Source organism: Streptomyces sp. NBC_01381, assembly GCF_026340305.1.
Classification (GTDB): Bacteria; Actinomycetota; Actinomycetes; order Streptomycetales; family Streptomycetaceae; genus Streptomyces.
Map to the genome: position 1 here is coordinate 581831 of NZ_JAPEPI010000002.1, position 20059 is coordinate 601889.

Annotated in this window: 18 protein-coding genes; 13 read left to right on the forward strand and 5 right to left on the reverse strand. The window is 71.2% G+C overall.

Annotation, left to right across the window (positions count from 1 at the left end; genetic code table 11):
- Positions 1 to 88 precede the first annotated feature (88 nt).
- From OG453_RS24420 to nudC, 4 genes are all read left to right on the forward strand, one after another.
- A complete protein-coding gene (locus tag OG453_RS24420; protein ID WP_266870604.1) occupies positions 89 to 799 on the forward strand; it encodes a hypothetical protein in 711 nt (236 codons plus the stop codon).
- Between the two features lie 90 nt (positions 800 to 889).
- A complete protein-coding gene (locus OG453_RS24425; RefSeq protein ID WP_266870605.1) occupies positions 890 to 4444 on the forward strand; it encodes an ATP-dependent DNA helicase in 3555 nt (1184 codons plus the stop codon).
- Positions 4445 to 4454: 10 nt separating this feature from the next.
- On the forward strand, positions 4455 to 5885 hold the full coding sequence (locus OG453_RS24430; RefSeq protein ID WP_266870607.1) for a dipeptidase: 1431 nt from the start codon (positions 4455 to 4457) through the stop codon (positions 5883 to 5885).
- 51 nt (positions 5886 to 5936) lie between these two features.
- A complete protein-coding gene (nudC, locus tag OG453_RS24435) occupies positions 5937 to 6884 on the forward strand; it encodes an NAD(+) diphosphatase (RefSeq protein ID WP_266870608.1) in 948 nt (315 codons plus the stop codon).
- A 4-nt stretch (positions 6885 to 6888) separates the two neighbouring features.
- On the opposite strand, the gene OG453_RS24440 is transcribed toward nudC, so the two are convergent.
- Positions 6889 to 7131 (reverse strand): mycoredoxin, encoded by a 243-nt coding sequence (locus tag OG453_RS24440; RefSeq protein ID WP_249587883.1) that lies wholly within the window; start codon positions 7129 to 7131, stop codon positions 6889 to 6891.
- 68 nt (positions 7132 to 7199) lie between these two features.
- On the opposite strand from OG453_RS24440, the gene OG453_RS24445 reads away from it, so the two are divergent.
- The 5 genes from OG453_RS24445 to OG453_RS24465 all read left to right on the forward strand — a co-directional run bounded on the left by OG453_RS24445 (position 7200) and on the right by OG453_RS24465 (position 11218).
- The gene (locus tag OG453_RS24445) at positions 7200 to 9491 is read left to right on the forward strand and encodes an ATP-dependent DNA helicase UvrD2 (protein ID WP_323178712.1); all 2292 of its coding nucleotides are present in this window, start codon (positions 7200 to 7202) and stop codon (positions 9489 to 9491) included.
- A gap of 163 nt (positions 9492 to 9654) precedes the next feature.
- Positions 9655 to 10020, forward strand: a complete 366-nt coding sequence (locus OG453_RS24450) for a hypothetical protein (protein ID WP_266870610.1) — start codon at positions 9655 to 9657, stop codon at positions 10018 to 10020.
- 170 nt (positions 10021 to 10190) lie between these two features.
- On the forward strand, positions 10191 to 10559 hold the full coding sequence (locus OG453_RS24455) for a WhiB family transcriptional regulator (RefSeq protein ID WP_266870611.1): 369 nt from the start codon (positions 10191 to 10193) through the stop codon (positions 10557 to 10559).
- Complete coding sequence (locus OG453_RS24460) at positions 10556 to 10882, forward strand: hypothetical protein (RefSeq protein ID WP_266870613.1); 327 nt, start codon at positions 10556 to 10558, stop codon at positions 10880 to 10882. The genes OG453_RS24455 and OG453_RS24460 overlap by 4 nt, the downstream gene beginning before the upstream one ends.
- 144 nt (positions 10883 to 11026) lie before the next feature.
- Positions 11027 to 11218, forward strand: coding sequence for a hypothetical protein (locus OG453_RS24465; RefSeq protein ID WP_266870614.1), 192 nt, complete (start codon positions 11027 to 11029; stop codon positions 11216 to 11218).
- A gap of 51 nt (positions 11219 to 11269) precedes the next feature.
- Here OG453_RS24465 and OG453_RS24470 read toward each other — a convergent pair whose 3' ends face one another.
- Together OG453_RS24470 and OG453_RS24475 are read right to left on the reverse strand one after the other, a co-directional pair.
- Entirely contained in the window at positions 11270 to 12637 is a 1368-nt protein-coding gene (locus OG453_RS24470; RefSeq protein ID WP_266870615.1) for an AarF/ABC1/UbiB kinase family protein, read from the reverse strand.
- 41 nt (positions 12638 to 12678) lie between these two features.
- Complete coding sequence (locus OG453_RS24475; RefSeq protein ID WP_266870616.1) at positions 12679 to 13812, reverse strand: ThiF family adenylyltransferase; 1134 nt, start codon at positions 13810 to 13812, stop codon at positions 12679 to 12681.
- Between the two features lie 211 nt (positions 13813 to 14023).
- Between OG453_RS24475 and OG453_RS24480 the strand changes: the two genes are divergently transcribed.
- The 4 genes from OG453_RS24480 (at position 14024) to OG453_RS24495 (ending at position 17963) form a co-directional block, all read left to right on the forward strand.
- The gene (locus tag OG453_RS24480) at positions 14024 to 14620 is read left to right on the forward strand and encodes a M48 family metallopeptidase (protein ID WP_266870617.1); all 597 of its coding nucleotides are present in this window, start codon (positions 14024 to 14026) and stop codon (positions 14618 to 14620) included.
- A gap of 139 nt (positions 14621 to 14759) precedes the next feature.
- On the forward strand, positions 14760 to 16499 hold the full coding sequence (locus tag OG453_RS24485) for a TerD family protein (protein ID WP_266870618.1): 1740 nt from the start codon (positions 14760 to 14762) through the stop codon (positions 16497 to 16499).
- A gap of 11 nt (positions 16500 to 16510) precedes the next feature.
- The gene (locus OG453_RS24490) at positions 16511 to 17191 is read left to right on the forward strand and encodes an AIM24 family protein (protein ID WP_135334379.1); all 681 of its coding nucleotides are present in this window, start codon (positions 16511 to 16513) and stop codon (positions 17189 to 17191) included.
- A gap of 16 nt (positions 17192 to 17207) precedes the next feature.
- Positions 17208 to 17963 (forward strand): AIM24 family protein, encoded by a 756-nt coding sequence (locus OG453_RS24495; RefSeq protein ID WP_266870619.1) that lies wholly within the window; start codon positions 17208 to 17210, stop codon positions 17961 to 17963.
- Between the two features lie 97 nt (positions 17964 to 18060).
- Here OG453_RS24495 and OG453_RS24500 read toward each other — a convergent pair whose 3' ends face one another.
- Both OG453_RS24500 and OG453_RS24505 read right to left on the reverse strand, forming a co-directional pair.
- Positions 18061 to 18585, reverse strand: coding sequence for an NUDIX hydrolase (locus OG453_RS24500; protein WP_266870620.1), 525 nt, complete (start codon positions 18583 to 18585; stop codon positions 18061 to 18063).
- Positions 18582 to 20027, reverse strand: coding sequence for a zinc-dependent metalloprotease (locus OG453_RS24505; protein ID WP_266870621.1), 1446 nt, complete (start codon positions 20025 to 20027; stop codon positions 18582 to 18584). The genes OG453_RS24500 and OG453_RS24505 overlap by 4 nt, the downstream gene beginning before the upstream one ends.
- Between the last annotated feature and the right edge of the window lie 32 nt (positions 20028 to 20059).

A 20059-nucleotide genomic window follows, 5' to 3' on the forward strand; every position in this document is an offset into this window, starting at 1 on the left:
GCCTCACAGGCCCTCTAAAGTCTCGGTAAAGCTGATCTGTGCACTTAGCGGACCCTCCGATCGTGCACCTTTCCGAGGAGATACATACATGGCAGCCAACCGGAAGCTCCTGGCCGCGGCAGTCGCCTGTGCCGCCGCGATCGTCGGCCTCACGGGCTGCTTGGGCGGGGACGAGGAGAAGGACCCCTTCGAGGGGATGAGCGCCGACAAGATCGCCAAGAAGGCGGCCGACACGTCCAAGGGTGCGGGCTCCTTCAAGGTCACCGGTGAGGGCAAGCAGGACGGCAAGCCGCTCCACGTCGACTTCTCGGTCGCCAAGTCCGGTGACTGCAAGGGCAAGATGGACGGCGGCGCGGAAGACACCGCCGAGCTGCTCGTGTCCGGCGACGCCCAGTACATGAAGGGCGACGAGGCGTTCTGGAAGGACGCCATGGGCGGCAGCGGCTCCGGTGGCCAGGCCTCACGCCTCGAGGGCAAGTGGGTGAAGTCGCCGAACGCCGAGGGCAAGAGCGTCTGCGACGCGGACGCCATGTTCCAGTCCAAGGACCTCAAGAAGCTCAAGCGCGAGAAGGACTCCGAGGTCGACGGCAAGAAGGCGGCCGTCCTCACGAAGAACAAGTCGGGCAAGAAGACCACCTTCTACGTCTCCGCCGAGGGCAAGCCCTACTTCCTGAAGGTCGTCACCACGGGTAAGGAAGACCCGGGCACGATGAACTTCTCGGACTACGGCAAGCCCGTCGTCGTCAAGGCCCCGGCCCCGGGCGACGTCATGGACATGCAAGAGCTCATGAAGTCCTGACGCCCGGAAAGTCCGCACGCCCCGCGTGACCGCGGCCACTGACATCCGGATTCGTCCCGGTTGTCAGTGGCCCCCGCTAGCCTCTCTGACGTGCCACCTCGTATCACCGACCCCGAGCAGCTCAAAGAGCTCCTCGGCATCCCGTTCACCCCGGAGCAGACGGCCTGCATCACCGCGCCGCCCGCCCCGCAGGTGATCGTGGCCGGAGCCGGGTCGGGCAAGACGACGGTGATGGCGGCGCGCGTGGTCTGGCTGGTCGGCACCGGCCAGGTCGCCCCGGAGCAGGTCCTCGGCCTGACGTTCACCAACAAGGCGGCCGGTGAACTCGCCGAGCGGGTGCGCCAGGCGCTGATCAAGGCGGGGGTGACCGACGCAGAGGCGCTCGACCCGGACAACCCTCCGGGCGAGCCGGTCATCTCCACGTACCACGCCTTCGCGGGCCGCCTCCTGACCGACCACGGGCTGCGCATAGGGCTCGAACCCACGGCCCGTCTCCTCGCCGACGCCACCCGCTTCCAGCTCGCCGCGCGCGTGCTGCGCGAGGCGCCGGGTCCGTATCCCGCGCTGACCCGCTCCTTCCCCGACCTCGTCAGCGACCTCCTCGCCCTCGACAGCGAGCTCGCGGAACATCTCGTACGGCCCGACAGGCTCCGCGCGTACGACACCGAACTGCTGCGCACCCTCCAGAGCGCCAAGCTCTCCAACGCGGACCTGCGCAAGGTGCCCGAGACGGCGGCGGCCCGGCTCGAGCTCGCCGAACTCGTCGGTCGCTACAGGGAGGCGAAGCGCTCCCGCGACCTCCTGGACTTCGGCGACCAGATCGCCCTCTCCGCGACGCTGGCCCGCACCCGCGCGGAGGTCGGCGAGATCCTGCGCGACGAGTTCCGGGTCGTCCTGCTCGACGAGTACCAGGACACGTCCGTGGCCCAGCGCATCCTCCTGGCAGGCCTCTTCGGAGGCGGCACCGGCCATCCGGTGACGGCGGTCGGCGACCCCTGCCAGGCGATCTACGGCTGGCGCGGCGCGTCCGTGGCGAACCTGGACGACTTCCCCGAGCACTTCGCGTACGCCGACGGGCGCCCCGCCACGCGCCACGCGCTCAGCGAGAACCGCCGCAGCGGCGGCCGCCTCCTGGACCTCGCCAACGGCCTCGCTGAGCCGCTGCGCGCCATGCACGCGGGCGTGGAGGCGCTGCGCCCCGCCCCCGGCGCCGAGCGCGACGGCGTGGTGCGCTGCGCCCTGCTGCGCACGCACGCCGAGGAGATCGACTGGATCGCCGACTCCATCGCCCACCTCGTGGGCACCGGCAAGGCCCCCGGCGAGATCGCCGTCCTGTGCCGCACCGCGACGGACTTCGCGCAGATCCAGGGCGCGCTGGTCGCCAGAGACATCCCCGTGGAGGTCGTCGGCCTCTCCGGGCTGCTTCACCTCCCCGAGGTCGCCGACCTCGTCGCCGTCTGCGAGGTGCTCCAGGACCCGGGTGCGAACGCCTCCCTGGTGCGCCTGCTCACGGGCCCGCGCTGGCGCATCGGCCCCCGCGACCTCGCCCTCCTGGGGCGCCGCGCGCGCCTTCTCGTACGCCATGGGCACGCGGCTCCGGACGACCCCGACAGCCGGCTCGCCGCGGCCGTCGAGGGGGTCGACCCGGCCGAGGTGATCTCGCTCGCGGACGCGCTCGACACGTTCCTGGAGACGCCCCTGGACGACGACACGGGGGACGACGGGCTGCCTTTCTCGGCGGACGCGCGCGTGCGGTTCGCCCGCCTCGCCGCCGAACTGCGCGACCTGCGGCGCTCGTTGGCCGACCCGCTGATGGACGTACTGCACCGGGTGCTCGCCGTCACGGGCCTGGAGGTCGAACTCTCCGCGTCGCCGCACGCCCTTGCGGCCCGCCGCCGCGAGACGCTCTCGAACTTCCTGGACGTCGCCGCGTCCTTCGCCGCGAACGACAGCGGCGCGAGCCTGCTCGCCTTCCTCGCCTTCCTGCGCACGGCCGCCCAGTACGAGAAGGGCCTCGACAACGCCCTGCCCGGCGGCGAGAACACGGTCAAGGTGCTCACCGCCCACAAGTCCAAGGGCCTGGAGTGGGACGTCGTGGCCGTCCCCGGCCTGGTGACCGGCACGTTCCCCAGCACTCAGGGCCGCGAGAAGTGGACGGCCCAGGGCAAGGTCGTCCCGCATGCGCTGCGCGGCGACGCGGCGACCCTGCCCGACATCGAGGCGTGGGACTCCCGGTCCATGAAGGCCTTCCACGAGGACATGAAGGACCACCAGCGCACCGAGGAGCTCCGCCTCGGCTACGTGACGTTCACCCGCCCCCGCTCCCTGCTCCTGGGCTCAGGCCACTGGTGGGGCCCTTCCCAGAAGAAGCCGCGCGGCCCCTCGGACTTCCTCCAGGCGCTCCACGACCACTGCGCTGCGGGCCACGGCGAGACCGAGGTGTGGGCCGACGAGCCGGAGGAGGGCGAGGAGAACCCCGCCCTGACGGAGGCGTCCGCCGAGCAGGCGTGGCCACTCCCGTTGGACGACGCGTCCCTGGAGCGCCGCAGGGCCGCCGCCCGGACGGTCCTCGACCACCTGGACCGCCTGACGAGCGACGAGACACCGGAGGCCGCCCACTCGCACGAGTCGGCCCACCCCTCCGCGTACGACGAGGCACCCCCGGCACAGGACCCGGACTGGCCGCCGCCGCCCGAGGACGACGAACCTCCTTACGAAGAGGCCGACTTCCCGGACGTCGCCCCGGAGGACTGGGACGCCCTGCCCCAGGAACGCCCGACGGTGCCCCGCCCCGCGGACTCGCACCGGGCGGCCGTCCCGCACCAGGCCTCCGCGCCCGACGCGCGCCCGCACCTGACCGAGGCCACCCAGGAGCGGACCCGGCTCACCCCGGAGGAGGCCCGCACGCTCGCCTCCTGGGACCGGGACCTGGACGCGCTGACCGGCGAGCTCCTGCGCACCCGCGCTGCCATCAGGGACATCCCCGTGCCGGCCTCGCTCACCGCGTCCGAGGTGCTGCGCCTGGCCGCCGACCCGGAGGGCTTCGCACAGGAGCTCGCGCGGCCCATGCCCCGGCCGCCGCAGCCGGCGGCCCGCCGCGGCACCCGCTTCCACGCCTGGATGGAGACGCGCTTCGAAGAGCTCCGGCTCCCGCTGCTCGGCCCGGAGGACCTGCCGGGCGGAGCCCCCGGAGAGGCCGAGATCGCCGACGAGCGCGACCTGGCAGCCCTCAAGGAGGCCTTCGAGCGCACCGAGTACGCCCACCGCACCCCGCACCGCGTCGAGGTGCCCTTCCAGCTGGCGATCGCGGGCCGGGTCGTCCGCGGCCGCATCGACGCGGTCTACAAGGAGGTCGACGGCGACGACGTGACGTACGAGATCGTCGACTGGAAGACCAGCAGGACCCGCACCGCCGACCCCCTGCAGCTCGCCGTCTACCGCCTCGCCTGGGCCGAGCAGCACGACGTGCCCCCGGAGTCCGTGAAGGCGACGTTCCTCTACGTCCGCAGCGGAGAGACGTCCCGGCCTGCCGGCCTCCCCGGACGGGCGGAGCTGGAGCGGATCCTCCTGGAGGAGCCGGGCGGGCAATCGGGTGAGCAGCGGAGTGACGAACCACCGGACGAGCCGGTCACGGTGGGCGGCTAGGCTCGTGACCATGAGCAAGCCCGTTGACAGCGAGGTCAGCGACGTCAGTGGCGTCAGCGTGGTCCGTACGTATGTCCAGAACCACCGCGCCGCGTTCCTCGACGACCTTGCCGAATGGCTGCGCATCCCGTCCGTGTCGGCCCAGCCCGACCACGCCGGGGACGTGCGGCGCAGTGCCGACTGGCTGGCGGCCAAGCTGAAGGAGACCGGCTTCCCGACCGCCGAGGTCTGGCAGACGGCCGGTGCCCCCGCCGTCTTCGCCGAGTGGCCGTCGGACGACCCCCAGGCCCCCACCGTCCTCGTCTACGGCCACCACGACGTGCAGCCCGCGGCCCGCGAGGACGGCTGGCACACCGACCCCTTCGAACCGGTCGTCCAGGGAAACCGCCTCTACGCGCGGGGTGCCGCCGACGACAAGGGGCAGGTGTTCTTCCACACACTCGGCGTCCGCGCCCACCTCGCCGCCACCGGCCGCACCGCCCCCGCCGTGAACCTGAAGCTCCTGATCGAGGGCGAGGAGGAGTCGGGCTCACCGAACTTCCGCGCGCTGATCGAGGACCAGAAGGCCCGCATCGCGGCCGACGCCGTGATCGTCTCGGACACGGGCATGTGGGCGGAGAACACCCCCACGGTCTGCACCGGCATGCGCGGCCTCGCCGACTGCGAGATCGAGCTGCACGGCCCCGACCAGGACATCCACTCCGGTTCCTTCGGCGGCGCCGTCCCGAACCCGGCGACCGCGGCCGCCCGCCTCGTCGCCGCCCTGCACGACGAGCACGCGCGCGTGGCGGTACCGGGCTTCTACGAAGGCATCGTCGAACTCACCGACCGCGAGCGCGAACTCTTCGCCGAGCTGCCCTTCGACGAAGAGCGCTGGCTGCGTACGGCCAAGTCACGAGCCACCCACGGAGAAGCGGGCCACACCACCCTGGAGCGCATCTGGGCCCGCCCCACCGCCGAGGTCAACGGCATCGGCGGCGGCTACCAAGGAGCGGGCGGCAAGACGATCATCCCGTCGTCCGCCCTCCTGAAGCTCTCCTTCCGGCTGGTGGCGGGCCAGGACCCGGACCGCATCGAAGAGGCCGTGCGCACCTGGGTCGGCGACCAGCTGCCGGCCGGAATCAGCCACACGATCACCTTCGGCGCCGCCACGCGCCCGTGCCTCACGCCGCTCGACCACCCTGCCCTGCAGTCCGTCGTACGGGCGATGGGACAGGCCTTCGAGCAGCCGATCCGCTTCACCCGAGAGGGCGGTTCGGGACCGGCGGCCGATCTCCAGGACGTGCTTGACGCACCCGTGCTCTTCCTGGGCATCTCCGTCCCGTCGGACGGCTGGCACGCGCCGAACGAGAAGGTCGAGCTCGATCTGCTGCTCAAGGGAGTCGAGACGACGGCCTACCTGTGGGGCGATCTCGCCGAGCACTGGCGCGATGCACACTGAACTCACCGCCCTGCTGAATCAACCGTTCCATCGGGGGAGTTGGAAGCACCTGTGACCACCTGGACCGACCGCACCGCAGACCGTCCCGTCTCGCTCACCGCACCGAGCGGCATCGATCGCGCGGCCCACCACCGCCTCGACGAGGCCTGGCTGGCCGCCGCCTGGAGCCACCCGACGACTCGGGTCTTCGTGGTCTCCGGCGGCCAGGTGCTCATCGACGAGACCCCCGAGGGCAACACCGAACTGGTGATGACCCCGTCCTTCGAGGCGCCCCTCACCGAGGCGCACCGCTACTTCCTGGGCACGGACGACGACGGCGTCAGTTACTTCGCGCTCCAGAAGGACTCCCTGCCGGGCCGCATGGACCAGCAGGCGCGCCCCGCGGGCCTGCGCGAGGCGGGCCTGCTCCTGTCGCCCCGCGACGCGGGCCTGATGGTGCACGCGGTCGCCCTGGAGAACTGGCAGCGCCTGCACCGCTTCTGCTCGCGCTGCGGCGAGCGCACCGTCATCGCGGCGGCGGGCCACATCCGCCGCTGCCAGGCATGTGGCGCCGAGCACTACCCGCGCACGGACCCGGCAGTGATCATGCTGGTGACGGACGACGAGGACCGCGCGCTCCTGGGCCGCCAGGTGCACTGGCCCGAAGGCCGGTTCTCGACCCTCGCGGGCTTCGTCGAGCCGGGCGAGTCCATCGAGACGTCGGTGCGGCGCGAGGTCTTCGAGGAGGCAGGCGTCACCGTCGGCGACGTCGAGTACGTCGCCAGCCAGCCCTGGCCCTTCCCGTCCAGCCTGATGCTGGGCTTCATGGCGAGCGCCACGTCGTACGAGATCAACGTGGACGGCGAGGAGATCTCCGAGGCCCGCTGGTTCTCCCGGGAAGACCTGCGGGCCGCATTCGAGTCCGGGGAGGTCCTGCCTCCCTACGGGATCTCGATTGCGGCCCGACTGATCGAGCTCTGGTACGGAAAGCCCCTGCCGAGGCCGGGCACCGTCGGCTAGTCGCTCAGGCGGCCAGCTTCTGCTTGACCTGCGCAAGCGACGGGTTCGTCAGCGTCGAGCCGTCCGGGAAGAGAACGGTGGGAACCGTCTGGTTTCCGCCGTTCGCCTTCTCGACGAAGGTCGCGGAATCCGGGTCGTGCTCAATGTTGATCTCGTTGTACGTGATGCCCTCGCGGTCCATCTGGCCCTTGAGCCGGCGGCAGTAGCCGCACCACGTGGTGCTGTACATCGTCACAGTGCCCGGCATGTTCTCGCGCTCCTTTGTTGCTCGGGGTGCGTCATCGCAATGACCTGAACGTACGTGACCCGGCCACCATTCCCGCATTAGTACGACTGCGTACGCCTCCCTGTGGACAACCGGCTCACCCGCCCCCGCCGACCTGGCAGCATGGCGGGGTGACATCAGCAACGCACTCCACCCTCTTCCCGCAGGTCCCGGACTCTGCCGACGCGGTGCTCGCCGGGCTCGACCCGGAGCAGCGCGAGGTGGCGACCGCCCTGCACGGGCCGGTGTGTGTCCTGGCGGGAGCGGGCACCGGCAAGACCCGCGCGATCACCCACCGGATCGCCTACGGCGTGCGGGCGGGCATCCTCCAGCCCGCCAGTGTGCTGGCCGTCACGTTCACCAACCGCGCCGCGGGCGAGATGCGCGGCCGCCTCCGCCAGCTCGGCGCCTCCGGCGTCCAGGCGCGCACCTTCCACTCCGCGGCCCTGCGTCAGCTCCAGTTCTTCTGGCCGAAAGCAGTCGGTGGCCAGCTGCCCCGGATCGTCGACCGCAAGATCAAGCTCGTCGCGGACGCGGCCGCCGCCTGCCGCATCCGCCTGGACCGCAACGAACTGCGCGATGTGACGAGCGAGATCGAATGGTCCAAGGTCACCCAGACCGTGCCCGCCGACTATGTCGCGGCGGCCGCGAAGTCGGGCCGCCTCATCCCCCGGGACGCGGCGGAGATCGCCCAGCTCTATGCCGCGTACGAGGACCTCAAGCGCGACCGCGCGGTCATCGACTTCGAGGACGTCCTGCTCCTGGCCGTCGGCATCCTCCAGGACCGGCACGACATCGCCGACCAGGTCCGCGCCCAGTACCAGCACTTCGTGGTCGACGAGTACCAGGACGTCAGCCCGCTCCAGCAGCGCCTCCTGGAGCTGTGGCTCGGCGACCGCGACAGCCTCTGCGTCGTCGGCGACGCCAGCCAGACGATCTACTCCTTCACCGGCGCGACCCCCGACCACCTGCTGAACTTCCGCACCCGCCACCCCGGGGCGACGGTCGTCAAGCTCGTCCGTGACTACCGCTCCACACCCCAGGTGGTCCACCTCGCCAACGGCCTGCTCTCCCAGGCCCGCGGCCGCGCCGCCGACCACCGCCTCGAACTGATCTCGCAGCGCGACGCCGGAGCCGAACCGGTCTACACGGAGTACGCGGACGAGCCCGCCGAGGCCGAGGGCGCGGCCCGCCGCATCCGCGCCCTGCTCGCCGACGGCGTCCCGGCGAGCGAGATCGCGGTCCTCTTCCGCACGAACTCCCAGTCCGAGATCTACGAACAGGCGCTGGCCGACGCGGGCGTGCCCTACCAGCTGCGCGGCGCCGAGCGGTTCTTCGAGCGCACCGAGGTCCGCGAGGCGGGCGCTGCCCTGCGCGGAGCGGCCCGCTTCGGGGGGAACGACTCGCTCCTGGACGACGTCGTCGACCTGCCGTCGCAGGTGCGGGCCGTCCTGTCCACGAAGGGCTGGACGACCCAGCCCCCGGCCGGCTCCGGCGCGGCCCGTGACCGCTGGGAGTCCCTGGCGGCCCTTGTGCGCCTGGCCGAGGACTTCGTGCGGGCCAAGCCCGAGGCGACCCTCTCCGACCTCGTGGCGGAGCTCGACGAGCGCGCGGCCGCCCAGCACGCGCCCACCGTGCAGGGCGTCACCCTCGCCTCGCTGCACGCGGCCAAGGGCCTGGAGTGGGACGCCGTCTTCCTGGTCGGTCTCGCCGAGGGCATGATGCCGATCACGTACGCCAAGACCGATGAACAGATCGAGGAGGAGCGCCGTCTGCTCTACGTGGGCGTCACCCGGGCCCGCCTCCACCTCTCCCTGTCCTGGGCCCTTTCCCGCTCGCCCGGCGGCCGCCCCAACCGCCGGCCGAGCCGCTTCCTCGACGGACTGCGTCCGGGCTCCGGCGCGGGCGCCGGAGCCCGGGCCGCCGGCGGCGGACCCGGCGGGGTGGAGCGCGGCAGCTCCGCCGAGGGGAGCGGCGGCGGCGCCCGGAGCCGTCGGCGCACCAGCAGGACGCCGGCCCGGTGCCGGGTCTGTGGACGGTCCCTGACCGACGCGGGCGAGATGAAGCTCATGCGGTGCGAGGACTGTCCGTCCGACATGGACGAGGGGCTCTACGAACGGTTGCGGGAGTGGCGCGCGGGCCAGGCGAGGCAGCTGGGACAGCCCGCGTACTGCGTCTTCACGGACAAGACCTTGATCGCCATCGCGGAGGCCGAGCCGGACGACGAGGGCGAGTTGGCCCGGATCCCCGGCGTCGGCGTCCGTAAGTTTCATCGCTTCGGCGCCGACGTCCTCGCCATCTGTGCAGGTCAAGAGCCTGTAAGGGGCGCCGATGAGAACTGATTCAAACTCGTCGAAAAAATAGTTTGCGCATGCGCAAGGAAGACCCATAGGTTCTTAAGCACGGGAACGGCGGCTTCTCCGAAGCCCTCGCCCCGTGCTGTACTTAATAGCCCGCAGGATCGGTTTCGGTCGATCCCATAGACGCCGAGAGGAGGCGATTCCAGTGATCAGCATCAACCAGAGCTTCATCAGCACCGCGAAAATGACCGATCGCTCGGTCGTCGCTTCCTGCCCGCTCGGCTTCTCGAACCTGGGCACCGGTCTGTCCGGTGGCATCGTTGCCGCCGCCGTCCGTCCGGAGTCCTCTGTCCTGCCTCTGTCCCTCCCGCGCACCGCTCTCAACGTTCTTCCGATGCGTGAGGTCAATGAAGGCAGCGAGCGAGCGACCAAGGCACCGGAAGCAGTAGCGACGGCACAGGCGCAGACCTATGCCTTTGCCGCAGCCGGTGCCGGAGCCAAGAAGCAGACGACGCACCACCACACGATGTGGGCCTTCCGTGGGCTCGAACCCTGGAGTGATCCAGTCTGATCCTCGATCAGACCGGCGCCTTCAGGGCCGCGGAACCCCACCCGGGATCCGCGGCCCTTCTGTTTTCCCCAAAACAGGGAGACAGAGCGAAGGGGCCAAGAGCAAGACCCGGTACCAGCCGCCAACCGGCCGACCCAGGCCGGCACGACCAGACGAGGAAGAACACCACCGTGCAACTCGAAGCGCACGCCCCGTCCGTACCGCCTTCAGAGACGCTCCCCCCGCCCGTTCCTACGGAGGACTCCACCTTGACTCCCCTCACCGCGCTCACCGCGCTCGACGACGCCATCGAGAACCTCGGCGTACCCGTCCCCTGCCGTGCCTACGACCCGGAGGTCTTCTTCGCCGAGTCGCCGGCGGACGTCGAGTACGCCAAGTCCCTCTGCCGTACCTGTCCGCTGATGGAGGCCTGCCTGGCCGGCGCCAAGGAGCGGCGTGAGCCGTGGGGCGTCTGGGGCGGCGAGCTCTTCGTCCAGGGTGTCGTCGTGGCCCGCAAGCGGCCGCGTGGCCGTCCGCGCAAGAACCCGGTCGCGGCATGAGCACCGCCGGAACGATTGATCGCCCCCTGACGCACGACCCCCAGAAGCAGGCCCCGATGAAGGCAGCAGTCACGACCGAGCCCGCCGGCTCGGCCACCCCGGACTTCACCACCACCGGCGCGAACGACTCGCGCCAGAACAGGACCCGCGAGATGCAACTCATCCCAGAAGCCATGGCGCGTGCGCATATGCACGAACGCATGCGTGAGGCCGACGCCCAGCGTCCGGCCGTGCGACTGATGGCGGCCCGCCGGATGCAGCGCCGTGCGGAGCGCGCGTCACTGCGTGCCCGGCGCGCGCTCGCCATGGCGGTCATGCACTGACCTGGCGACTGACACGCCGAGGCATCGGCTGAGCGCCAGAACATCGCGCACCACGAAAGAGCCCGTGGGGGCCGGTCCGAACGGACCGGCCCCCGCGGTGCGTTGTGCCGGGCGCAGCTCCGGACGCGGCGATATGGTCGCCGCGTGGACCAGCAGCCTCCTCAGCCCGCGGGTGCCGAGAATCTCGTGTGTTCCCGCTGCGGAACGGTCGCCGACGGCGAGCCGCTCACCTGGACCTGCTCCGTGGAGAACGGCACCCGTCGCTACTTCTGCGAATCCTGCGCGCGCGAGAACCTCAGAGCCATCGAGGGCCGGCTCGACTCCAGCTGGTGGTGAGTTCCACCCGGTGGTGAGCGCGAGCCACCACCTCAGGCGCGAGCCACTACCTCAAGCACCGGCCGCCGGATCGTCGGCCTCCTCCTCCGCAAGCTCCTCCTCCAGGAAGCCCGGAAGCCACGCCTCGAGCTCGTCCCGCATCCGCACCGTCGCCCCGAGCTGACAGAGCACCCCTATCGTGCTCAACGTCACACGGTGTATCAGCAGATACGCGGGCGGCAGGTTCAGCTGCTTGCCCAACTGGTAGGCGGGGGAACGCGGATCGGCCACCCGCGCCGCCTGGCTGCGCATCCAGCCGCGCGTGAACGTGTACTCCTCGACCAGCATCGGTTCGATGATCGGCAGCAGATAGTCGAGCACCGCGTCCGGCTCGAGGTCGACCGACTCCTTGACGAAGCCCTCCTCGCACAGCATCTCGTAGACCGCGGCGGCCTCGCCCTCAAGCGTCATCCGCAGGGATTCGCCGATCGTGACGGGCAGTCCGCCGGGCAGGCGGTCCACCGTGCCGAAGTCGAGGACGCCGAGCCGCCAGCCGTCCTTCTCGTCCGGCAGCAGACGGAAGTTGCCCGGGTGCGGATCGGCGTGCAGCAGGCCCGTGCGCGCCGGGCCCGAGAACAGGAAGCGGGCAAGCAGCTGTCCGGCCCGGTCGCGCTGCTCCCGCGTGCCGTCGGCGATCACCTCCGACAGCGGTACGCCGTCGATCCACTCCGTCACGAGCACCTGCTCGGACTGGTGCACCACCGCGGGCACCACGACATCCGGATCGTCCGCGAACTCCTCGGCGTGCGCCTGCTGTGCCTGCGCCTCCAAGCCGTAGTCGAGCTCCTCGGAGACGCGGTCCCGCAGCTCCGTGATGAGCGGCTTGATGTCCATCCCCGGAATCAGCGGCCCCAGGAGCCGAGCAAACCGGCTGAGCTGATTCAGATCGGAGAGCAGCGCCTCGCCCGCCCCCGGATACTGCACCTTGACCGCGACCTCGCGCCCGTCCTCCCACACCGCCCGGTGGACCTGCCCTATCGACGCGGCGGCCGCGGGCTTGTCCTCGAACTCCAGGAACAGCTCGCGCCAGTCCTCGCCGAGCCGCTCCTCGAGCACGGCGTGCACGGTGCTCGTCGGCATCGGCGGCGCCGCTTCCTGCAGCTTCGTCAGCGCGGCACGATAGGGCCCCGCGACCTCCTCGGGCAGCGCCGACTCGAAGACCGACATGGCCTGGCCGAACTTCATGGCCCCGCCCTTGAGCTCGCCGAGCACCTTGAACAGCTGCTCCGCCGTGCGCTGTTGCAGCTCGCGCCCGACGATCTCCGCCGACTTGCCCCCGATCCGCTTGCCGAGCCCCCAGGTCGCGCGCCCGGCGAAGCCGAGTGGCAGCGCGGCCAGTTTGGCGGTACGGGTAACCGCCTTCCGGGGAAGATCAGACATGCGCCCCTCCAAATCCCAGACAGCCGCGCCTTGTCCGGCGCCTACCCGGCCATTGTGTCGTGCGGCTCTCGGGTCCCGGCGGGGTGTTCCCCCTTATCCACCGCACCCGCCCCGCATGGGCACGTGCGATGGGGGAGCACCGGCCGTGTGTGCCAGTCGAGACCGGGCACGGAGGCCTCCCAGCGGACCCCCGCGCTCGCCGGTGCCGCCCCGTCCAGAAAGGCGAGCGCATGCGCCGCGGCCAGGCCGGCGACCGTGGTCGACAGTGCCAGATCGCACGCCGTCACATGGCGCGCACGTCCCGAACGCCACTGGGCCAGCATGCGCGGCCAGGTGGGATCCCGGTCCGCCCGCTCCAGCGACAGACAGCCCGCACACGCCGTCGCTCCCGGCAGGACGAGCGGACCCACCACTCCGGTTCCCTCGATCACCCCCGCATAGAGATGCGGTGTCCCCGAGGAGACCAGCGGCTCGGCGGCGACCGGGTCGGGGGCATGGGCGTCGAGCCCGTCCCGCGGCGCGATGACGACGAGAGAGAAGCCCGGCTCCCCTTCATCGGTCCTTCCCGGCCGGGGCGGCCGGTCGGGAGCCGAGCGCCGCACCGCCCGCCGCGCCGCCGCGTCCCTCCTATCCCCGACCGCATCGGCGGGCTGACCTCCAGGCGCCACGTCCCACGGTTCGACGAGGCCCCCGTCCCGCACATCGACCTGTCCCACACCCGCCCCCGCAAGAACCGATGCCAGCACGGCGCCCACGCGCCCCGCGCCCCGGACCTGGACCCGCAGGGCGCGGCGCGCCGCCAACACCCGCATGCCGTCGCCCGGTTCGGGCGTCACCACCGAAAGGGAGGCCAGATCGGGGCGCAGCCGGTCCATGGCCCCGCTCCGCTTGCGCAGGGCGTCGGCGGCCGGGCCGCCGCCCGTCGCGTCGTCCAGGAGCCCGGCCCTGGAGAGCCGTCGCACCAGGGTGTCCACGTGATCGTCGGGCAGGCCCATCCGCTTGCCCTCCTCGCGCAGGAGCGGCAGCCCGCGTGTCCCGTCCAGGAGGTTGAGAAAGCTGCCCGTCGCCGTGTCCACCGGGCCGAGCACCAGCGCGTGCGCGGGTGCCACGCCGAACTGGACGGTGTTCAGGTCGCGCCAGCCGCGGCGCAGCGCCGGCTTCAAGATCGGATGCATGGTCGTCCCCCGTGTCCCCTGATGTCCTCCGGCGCGGTCCCCGTCCGCATCGCCGGTCGACTGCCAGAATGCCCGCCGCGGCGAACGGCCGCGGAAAGTTGTCCACAGGCAGTGGGTATTCGTCGTACTAATCGATCGCACGGGGCGCGGAACACCGCCGAACCGTCCCGGAGGCGGGACTTCCCCCGCACCCAGCGGGTAACGTCGTGGCGTGCCCGCCGACCCACTGCACCGCGCCGGAAATCCACAGCGCAGCACGACCAGCCCGCCGTCACCCGGCTCGGGGGCGAGCGCGGTCGAGGTCAGACGGAGCGCCCGCCGCCGCAGAACGGTCTCCGCGTACCGGGAGGGCGACCGCACCGTCGTGCTCATCCCCGCCCGGATGTCCGAGGCGGAGGAGAAGCGCTGGGTCGACGTCATGCTCGACAAGCTCGCGGCCCAGGAGAGCAAGCGGGTCCTGGGCGACGCGGAACTGGCCGAGCGTGCCGAGCTGCTGTCCGAGCAGTACTTCGAGGGCCGGGCCAGGCCGTCGTCCGTTCGCTGGGTCACAAACCAGAACACCCGGTGGGGATCGTGCACCCCGTCGGAGGGCAGCATCCGCCTGTCGCACCGGCTGCAGGGCATGCCCGAGTACGTCGTCGACTACGTCCTCGTCCACGAGCTCGCGCATCTCCTCGTCCCCGGACACGGACCCCGCTTCTGGCGGCTCCTGGAGGCCTATCCCCGTACGGAGCGGGCCCGCGGGTACCTCGAGGGTGTGGTCGCGGCCGACCGGCTGCCCCATTTGCCCGCCGCCCGCGTGGAGTGAACTTCCGCGGGACGCCGGGGTTGTGTATGAGGGATGGCGGGGTTGTGTACCGGGTCTGTACCGGCTTGGCTCACTGTCGGACTTTGCGGTTAGCCTGGCGCGACGCATTTACATTCGGGATGGGGGACGGTCGTTACGTATGGCCAGGGAATTCCAACGCGGCCACAAGGCCAAGATCAGTGACCTCACTTCGGGGACCGATCTGTACGTAGGTGTGCAGATCTCAGCCCCTGGACTGAGCTTCGACATCAGCTGCTTCGGCCTGGACGCGGACGAGCGCCTCTCGGACGACAGTTACTTCATCTTCTTCAACCAGCCGAAGTCTCCCGAGGAGTCCATCCAGCTCCTCGGCACGCAGGCCGGCGACACGGAGTCCTTCCGGGTCACGCTGGACCGGATCCCGGCAAAGATCCAGAAGCTGTCGTTCACCGCGACGATCGACGGCGCCGGGCAGATGTCGCAGGTCGCCCCCGGCTACATCCGGATCGTCGCGGGCGGCGAGGAAGTGGCCCGCTACTCCTTCAACGGCGCCGAGTTCTCCACCGAACGCGCGGTGATGCTGGGCGACTTCTACTTGAAGGACGTCTGGCGCTTCGCCGCGATCGGGCAGGGCTTCGACGGTGGACTCGACGCGCTCCTGAAGAACTTCGGCGGCGAGGTCGCGGAGGAGGAGCCCGCTGCGCAGCAGCCGCAGGCCGGCGCACCGTCCTTCGCGCCGCCCGGCCAGGCCGCGGCACCGCCCGCGTTCGGCGCCCCGGCCGGTGGCGCGCCCGCCCCGGCACCGGCTCCGGCCCCCGCCCCGGCTCCCGCGCAGAACTTCGCCCCGGCTCCCGCGCAGAACTTCGCGCCGCCGCAGGGCGCGACGCCGCCTCCGGCGCCCGCTCCCGCCGACCCGTCGGTGCACGCCGCGCAGACCATCGTGGCGCCCATGAACCAGCCGCCGGCCGGCGCCGTGCCGCCTGCGCCTGCCGCGCCGTACGGGCAGCCGGGCCAGCAGCCGCCGCAGCAGCCGCAGTTCGGCCAGGTCCCCGGCCAGCAGCAGGCCCCGGGCCAGACCGCGCCGCCCCCGCCGGGATACGGCCAGCAGCCCCAGGCGCCGATGCCTCCCGGGTACGGGCAGCAGCCCGGTGCCCCGATGCCGCCCGGCTACGGCCAGCAGCCTCCGGGTGGCCAGTTCCCCGGCCAGCCCGCCGCCCCGCAGGGCGCGGCACCCCAGGGCGCCGGTGTGGCGTCCGCCCTCCAGAAGTACCGCGAGGCGCCCACCGGTCAGCGCTGGACGCAGCAGAACGAGAAGCTGATCCGCGTCGACCTCGGCATCGCCGAGCAGGCCATCCTCGCCCGCCAGGGCAGCATGGTGCTCTACCAGGGCAAGGTCGAGTTCAGCTACAAGGGCGCGGGCTTCGCGGGCCGCGTCGTGGGCAACCAGACCGGCCAGGAGATGCAGCTGATGCGCTGCACCGGCCGCGGCCAGGTCTTCCTCGCCGAGGAAGCCACGCACCTGCACCCGATCGAGCTCCAGGGGGACGCGATCTGCGTCTCCGCCGAGAACGTCCTCGCGTTCGACGAGACGCTCCAGCACGAAGTGCGCAGGATCGAGGGCCACGGCATCCCCGGTGGCGCGCTGTTCGTGATGCAGTTCCAGGGCACCGGCACGGTCATCGTCAAGACGCACGGCGTGCCCGTCGTCCTGCCCGTCACGCCGACGACGTTCGCCGACTGCCAGTCCGTGGTCGCCTGGTCGGCGGCCGCCCAGGCGATCGTCTCCAGCCAGGTGCGGCTGCGCAGCAACGCGTACGCCGGTTCCACGGGGGAGAGCGTGAACCTCCAGTTCCGGGGCGCGCCCGGCAACTTCATCATCGTCCAGCCGTACGAGGTCTGAGGGAGCCCGTCATGAATCAGCAACTCGCGGGCTTTGCCCCGGCGCCTGTCGCCGCCCGTATGGAGAACCATGGCAACCACATGCTCAAGGTGGCCATGCAGACCGGAAACGACCTCCTCGCGCGCGTGGGCTCGATGGTCGCCTACGAAGGGTTCGTCACGTACGAGCCCAATCCCCCCGCGGTCCGCCAGATCGCCAAGGAGTGGATGACCGGCGAGGGAGCACCTCTGATGAAGTGCTCCGGAGACGGCCTGCTCTATCTCGCGGACTACGGAGCCGACGTCGTCGTCATCAACCTGGCGGGCGACTCGCTCTCGGTGAACGGCACGAACCTGCTCGCTTTCGACGCGTCCCTCCAGTGGGGCGTCGAGCGGGTCAAGGGTCTGGCCAAGTTCGCAGGACAGGGCCTGTGGAACATCAAGATCTCGGGCCAGGGCTGGGTCGCGCTGACCTCCCGCGGCACCCCGGTCGTCGTCGACTGCGGTCGTGGCGACGACGAGACGTACGTCGACCCGGACGCGCTGCTCGCCTGGTCCCCGAACCTCAAGGTGAAGGGCAAGCGCAGCTTCAAGGCCGGCTCGCTCATCGGGCGCGGCAGCGGCGAGGCCTACCAGATGGGCTTCTCCGGAGAGGGCATCGTCGTCGTACAGCCCAGCGAGGACAGCACCGACCGTCTCCGGGCACGGGGCTGAGGGGGAACAACACACCATGCAGAGCCCACTTTTCGCGCACACCGAGCAGCAGACTCAGGAGCGCTACACCGTCCAGAACCCGCAGCTGCTGCGGGTCGCCCTGGAGGGCCACGACGACATCCTGGCCCGCAAGGGCGCCATGGTCGCCTACCAGGGTCTGATCGAGTTCGACGCCGAGTACCAGAGCCAGGGCAACCAGCGCGCCCGCGCGCACACAGGTGAGGGCCTGGACCTGATGCGCTGCCACGGCCAGGGCACGGTCTATCTCGCCAACCTCGCCCAGTACATCCACGTAGTGGATGTGGACCGGGACGGTCTGACCGTGGACAGCAGCTATGTCCTCGCGCTCGACTCGTCGCTGACCCACCAGGTCATCGCCGTGGACAGCCAGTACGGCATCTCCGGTTCGGGCAAGTACCAGCTCAACATCACCGGTCGCGGCAAGGTCGCCCTGATGACCTCGGGGCAGCCGCTGATGATGGAGGTCACGCCCGACAAGTACGTGAACGCCGACGCCGACGCGATCGTTGCCTGGTCCAACGGTCTGCGGGTGCAGATGCAGGCCCAGACGCACTCATCGGGCGTGTGGCGGCGCCGCGGCAACACCGGTGAGGGCTGGGAGCTCAGCTTCATGGGCCAGGGCTACGCGCTGGTCCAGCCCAGCGAGCTGCTGCCGCCGCAGAACGCCGCTGTCGGGCAGGGCGCCAGGGCCCAGTTCGGTATGGGGCAGCAGGGTGCCCGGGGGCAGAACCAGGGCAACGTCTGGAGCTGAGCGCTCCGCGGGATGAACGCAACAGGGGCGCGGGGATCTGTGTGCGGGCCGTGTGTGGCTGGTCGCGCAGTTCCCCGCGCCCCTTGTAGAGGCGCGTTTACAGCCGCGCCTTCGTGGCCTCTACCAGGCGTACGACCGACTCGTCGGCCACCGCCGCCACCTCGTCGTACGCGAACCAGCGCAGGTCCAGGGACTCGTCGCTGATGGCTTCGACCGCGTCGGCGGGGGCCAGTGCCGCGTACTGCACGTCGAGGTGCTGCGTACAGGGCCCCGGGATCGGGTGCCGGTCCAGGCGGACCGGTCCGCCCGGCAGCAGGGCCATCCCCGGGATGCCCGACTCCTCCGTCGCCTCCCGCAGCGCCGCCGCGGCCAGCGAGGCGTCGCCCGGCTCGCAGTGGCCGCCCATCTGGAGCCACATCTGCAGCTTCTTGTGCAGGGTCAGGAGCACGCGGCCGCGTGACGGGTCGATGACCAGCGCGCTCGCCGTCACGTGTCCGTCCGTGCAGGCCTTCCACATGCCGTCGTCGGGGTGGGCGGCGAGATGGTCCAGGTAGTACTGGCGCAGCTCTTCCTGGTCCTCGTAGCCCTTCAGCACGAGGACCGCGTCGTGGTGCAGGCTCACTTGTCGCTGTCGTCCTCGTCCTCGGTGTCCTTGGCGTCCTTCTTGAGGTCCGGCTTCGCGGCGCCGCCGCCCGCCGCCTCGCCGAGCATCTTGTCCAGCTCCGAGAAGTCCAGCTGCTCGTGGTGCACAAAGCCGTCCGGGTCGTCCAGGTCGGAGGCCGTCGGCAGCATGTCTGGGTGCGCCCACAGGCCGTCGCGCCCGTCCACACCGCGCGCGTCCGTGAGCGAGGCCCACAGGCGCGAGGCGTCCCGCAGCCGGCGCGGACGCAGCTCAAGGCCGATCAGCGTGGCGAAGGTCTGCTCCGCGGGGCCGCCCGTCGCACGGCGGCGGCGCAGCGTCTCGCGCAGCGCGTCGGCCGACGACAGACGCGGCTTGGCTGCGGCGTGCACCACGGCGTCCACCCAGCCCTCGACGAGCGCCAGGGCCGTCTCCAGACGGGCCAGGGCGGCCTTCTGGGCGGGCGTGTCCTCCGGCTGGAACATGCCCTGCTGGAGCGCCTCCTGCAGCTGCTCCGGGTTCTGCGGGTCGAGCTGGCCGACCACGTCCTCCAGCTTGGCCGTGTCGACCTTGATCCCGCGCGCGTACCCCTCGACCGCGCCGAACAGATGCGAGCGCAGCCACGGCACATGGGCGAAGAGCCGCTGGTGGGCGGCCTCGCGCAGGGCCAGGTAGAGCCGCACCTCGTCCTTGTCGATGCCCAGGTCCTTGCCGAAGGACTCGATGTTCACGGGGAGCAGCGCGGCCTTGCCCGCCGGGCCGAGCGGCAGGCCGATGTCGGTGGAACCGACGACCTCACCCGCGAGCACGCCCACGGCCTGGCCGATTTGCTGGCCGAACATGGCGCCGCCCATGGAGCGCATCATGCCGATCAGCGGGCCCGCCATGGCCTGCATCTCCTCGGGCAGCACATCGCCCATGGCCAGGCCAACGCGCTCGGCGACCGGGTCGACCAGCTCCTTCCACACCGGGAGGGTCGCCTCGACCCACTCGGCGCGGCTCCAGGCCACGGCCACGCCGGAGCCCGACGGGAGCGACGTCGCGTCGTCCAGCCACAGGTCGGCAAGGCGCACGGCCTCCTCGACGGCGGAGCGCTCGGCGGGGCCGATGCTGGCGTCCTTGACGCCGTCGGACGTACCCTGGGAGACGGTCTGGCGGGCGATGTCCTTGGCCATGTCCCAGTTCACCGGGCCGCCCTCGTACGAGAGCATCTGGCCGAGCTGCTGGAACGCGGCACCCAGGTCGTTCGGGTTCATCGAACCGAACATCGCGGCGAACGGATTGTCACCGCCCTGGCCGCCCGCTCCGGGAAACCCGAAACCGAACGGGTTCGCGGGGCCGCCGGCGCCCTGGCCTCCCCCTCCGGGGGTGTCCTTCTTCTTGCCCTCGTCGCCGTCTTCCGGCTCCTCCGGCGGAAGGCCGAATCCGAATGGGGTGTCACTCACGGGATTCCTCGGCTCGTCAGGCCGCCGGTACG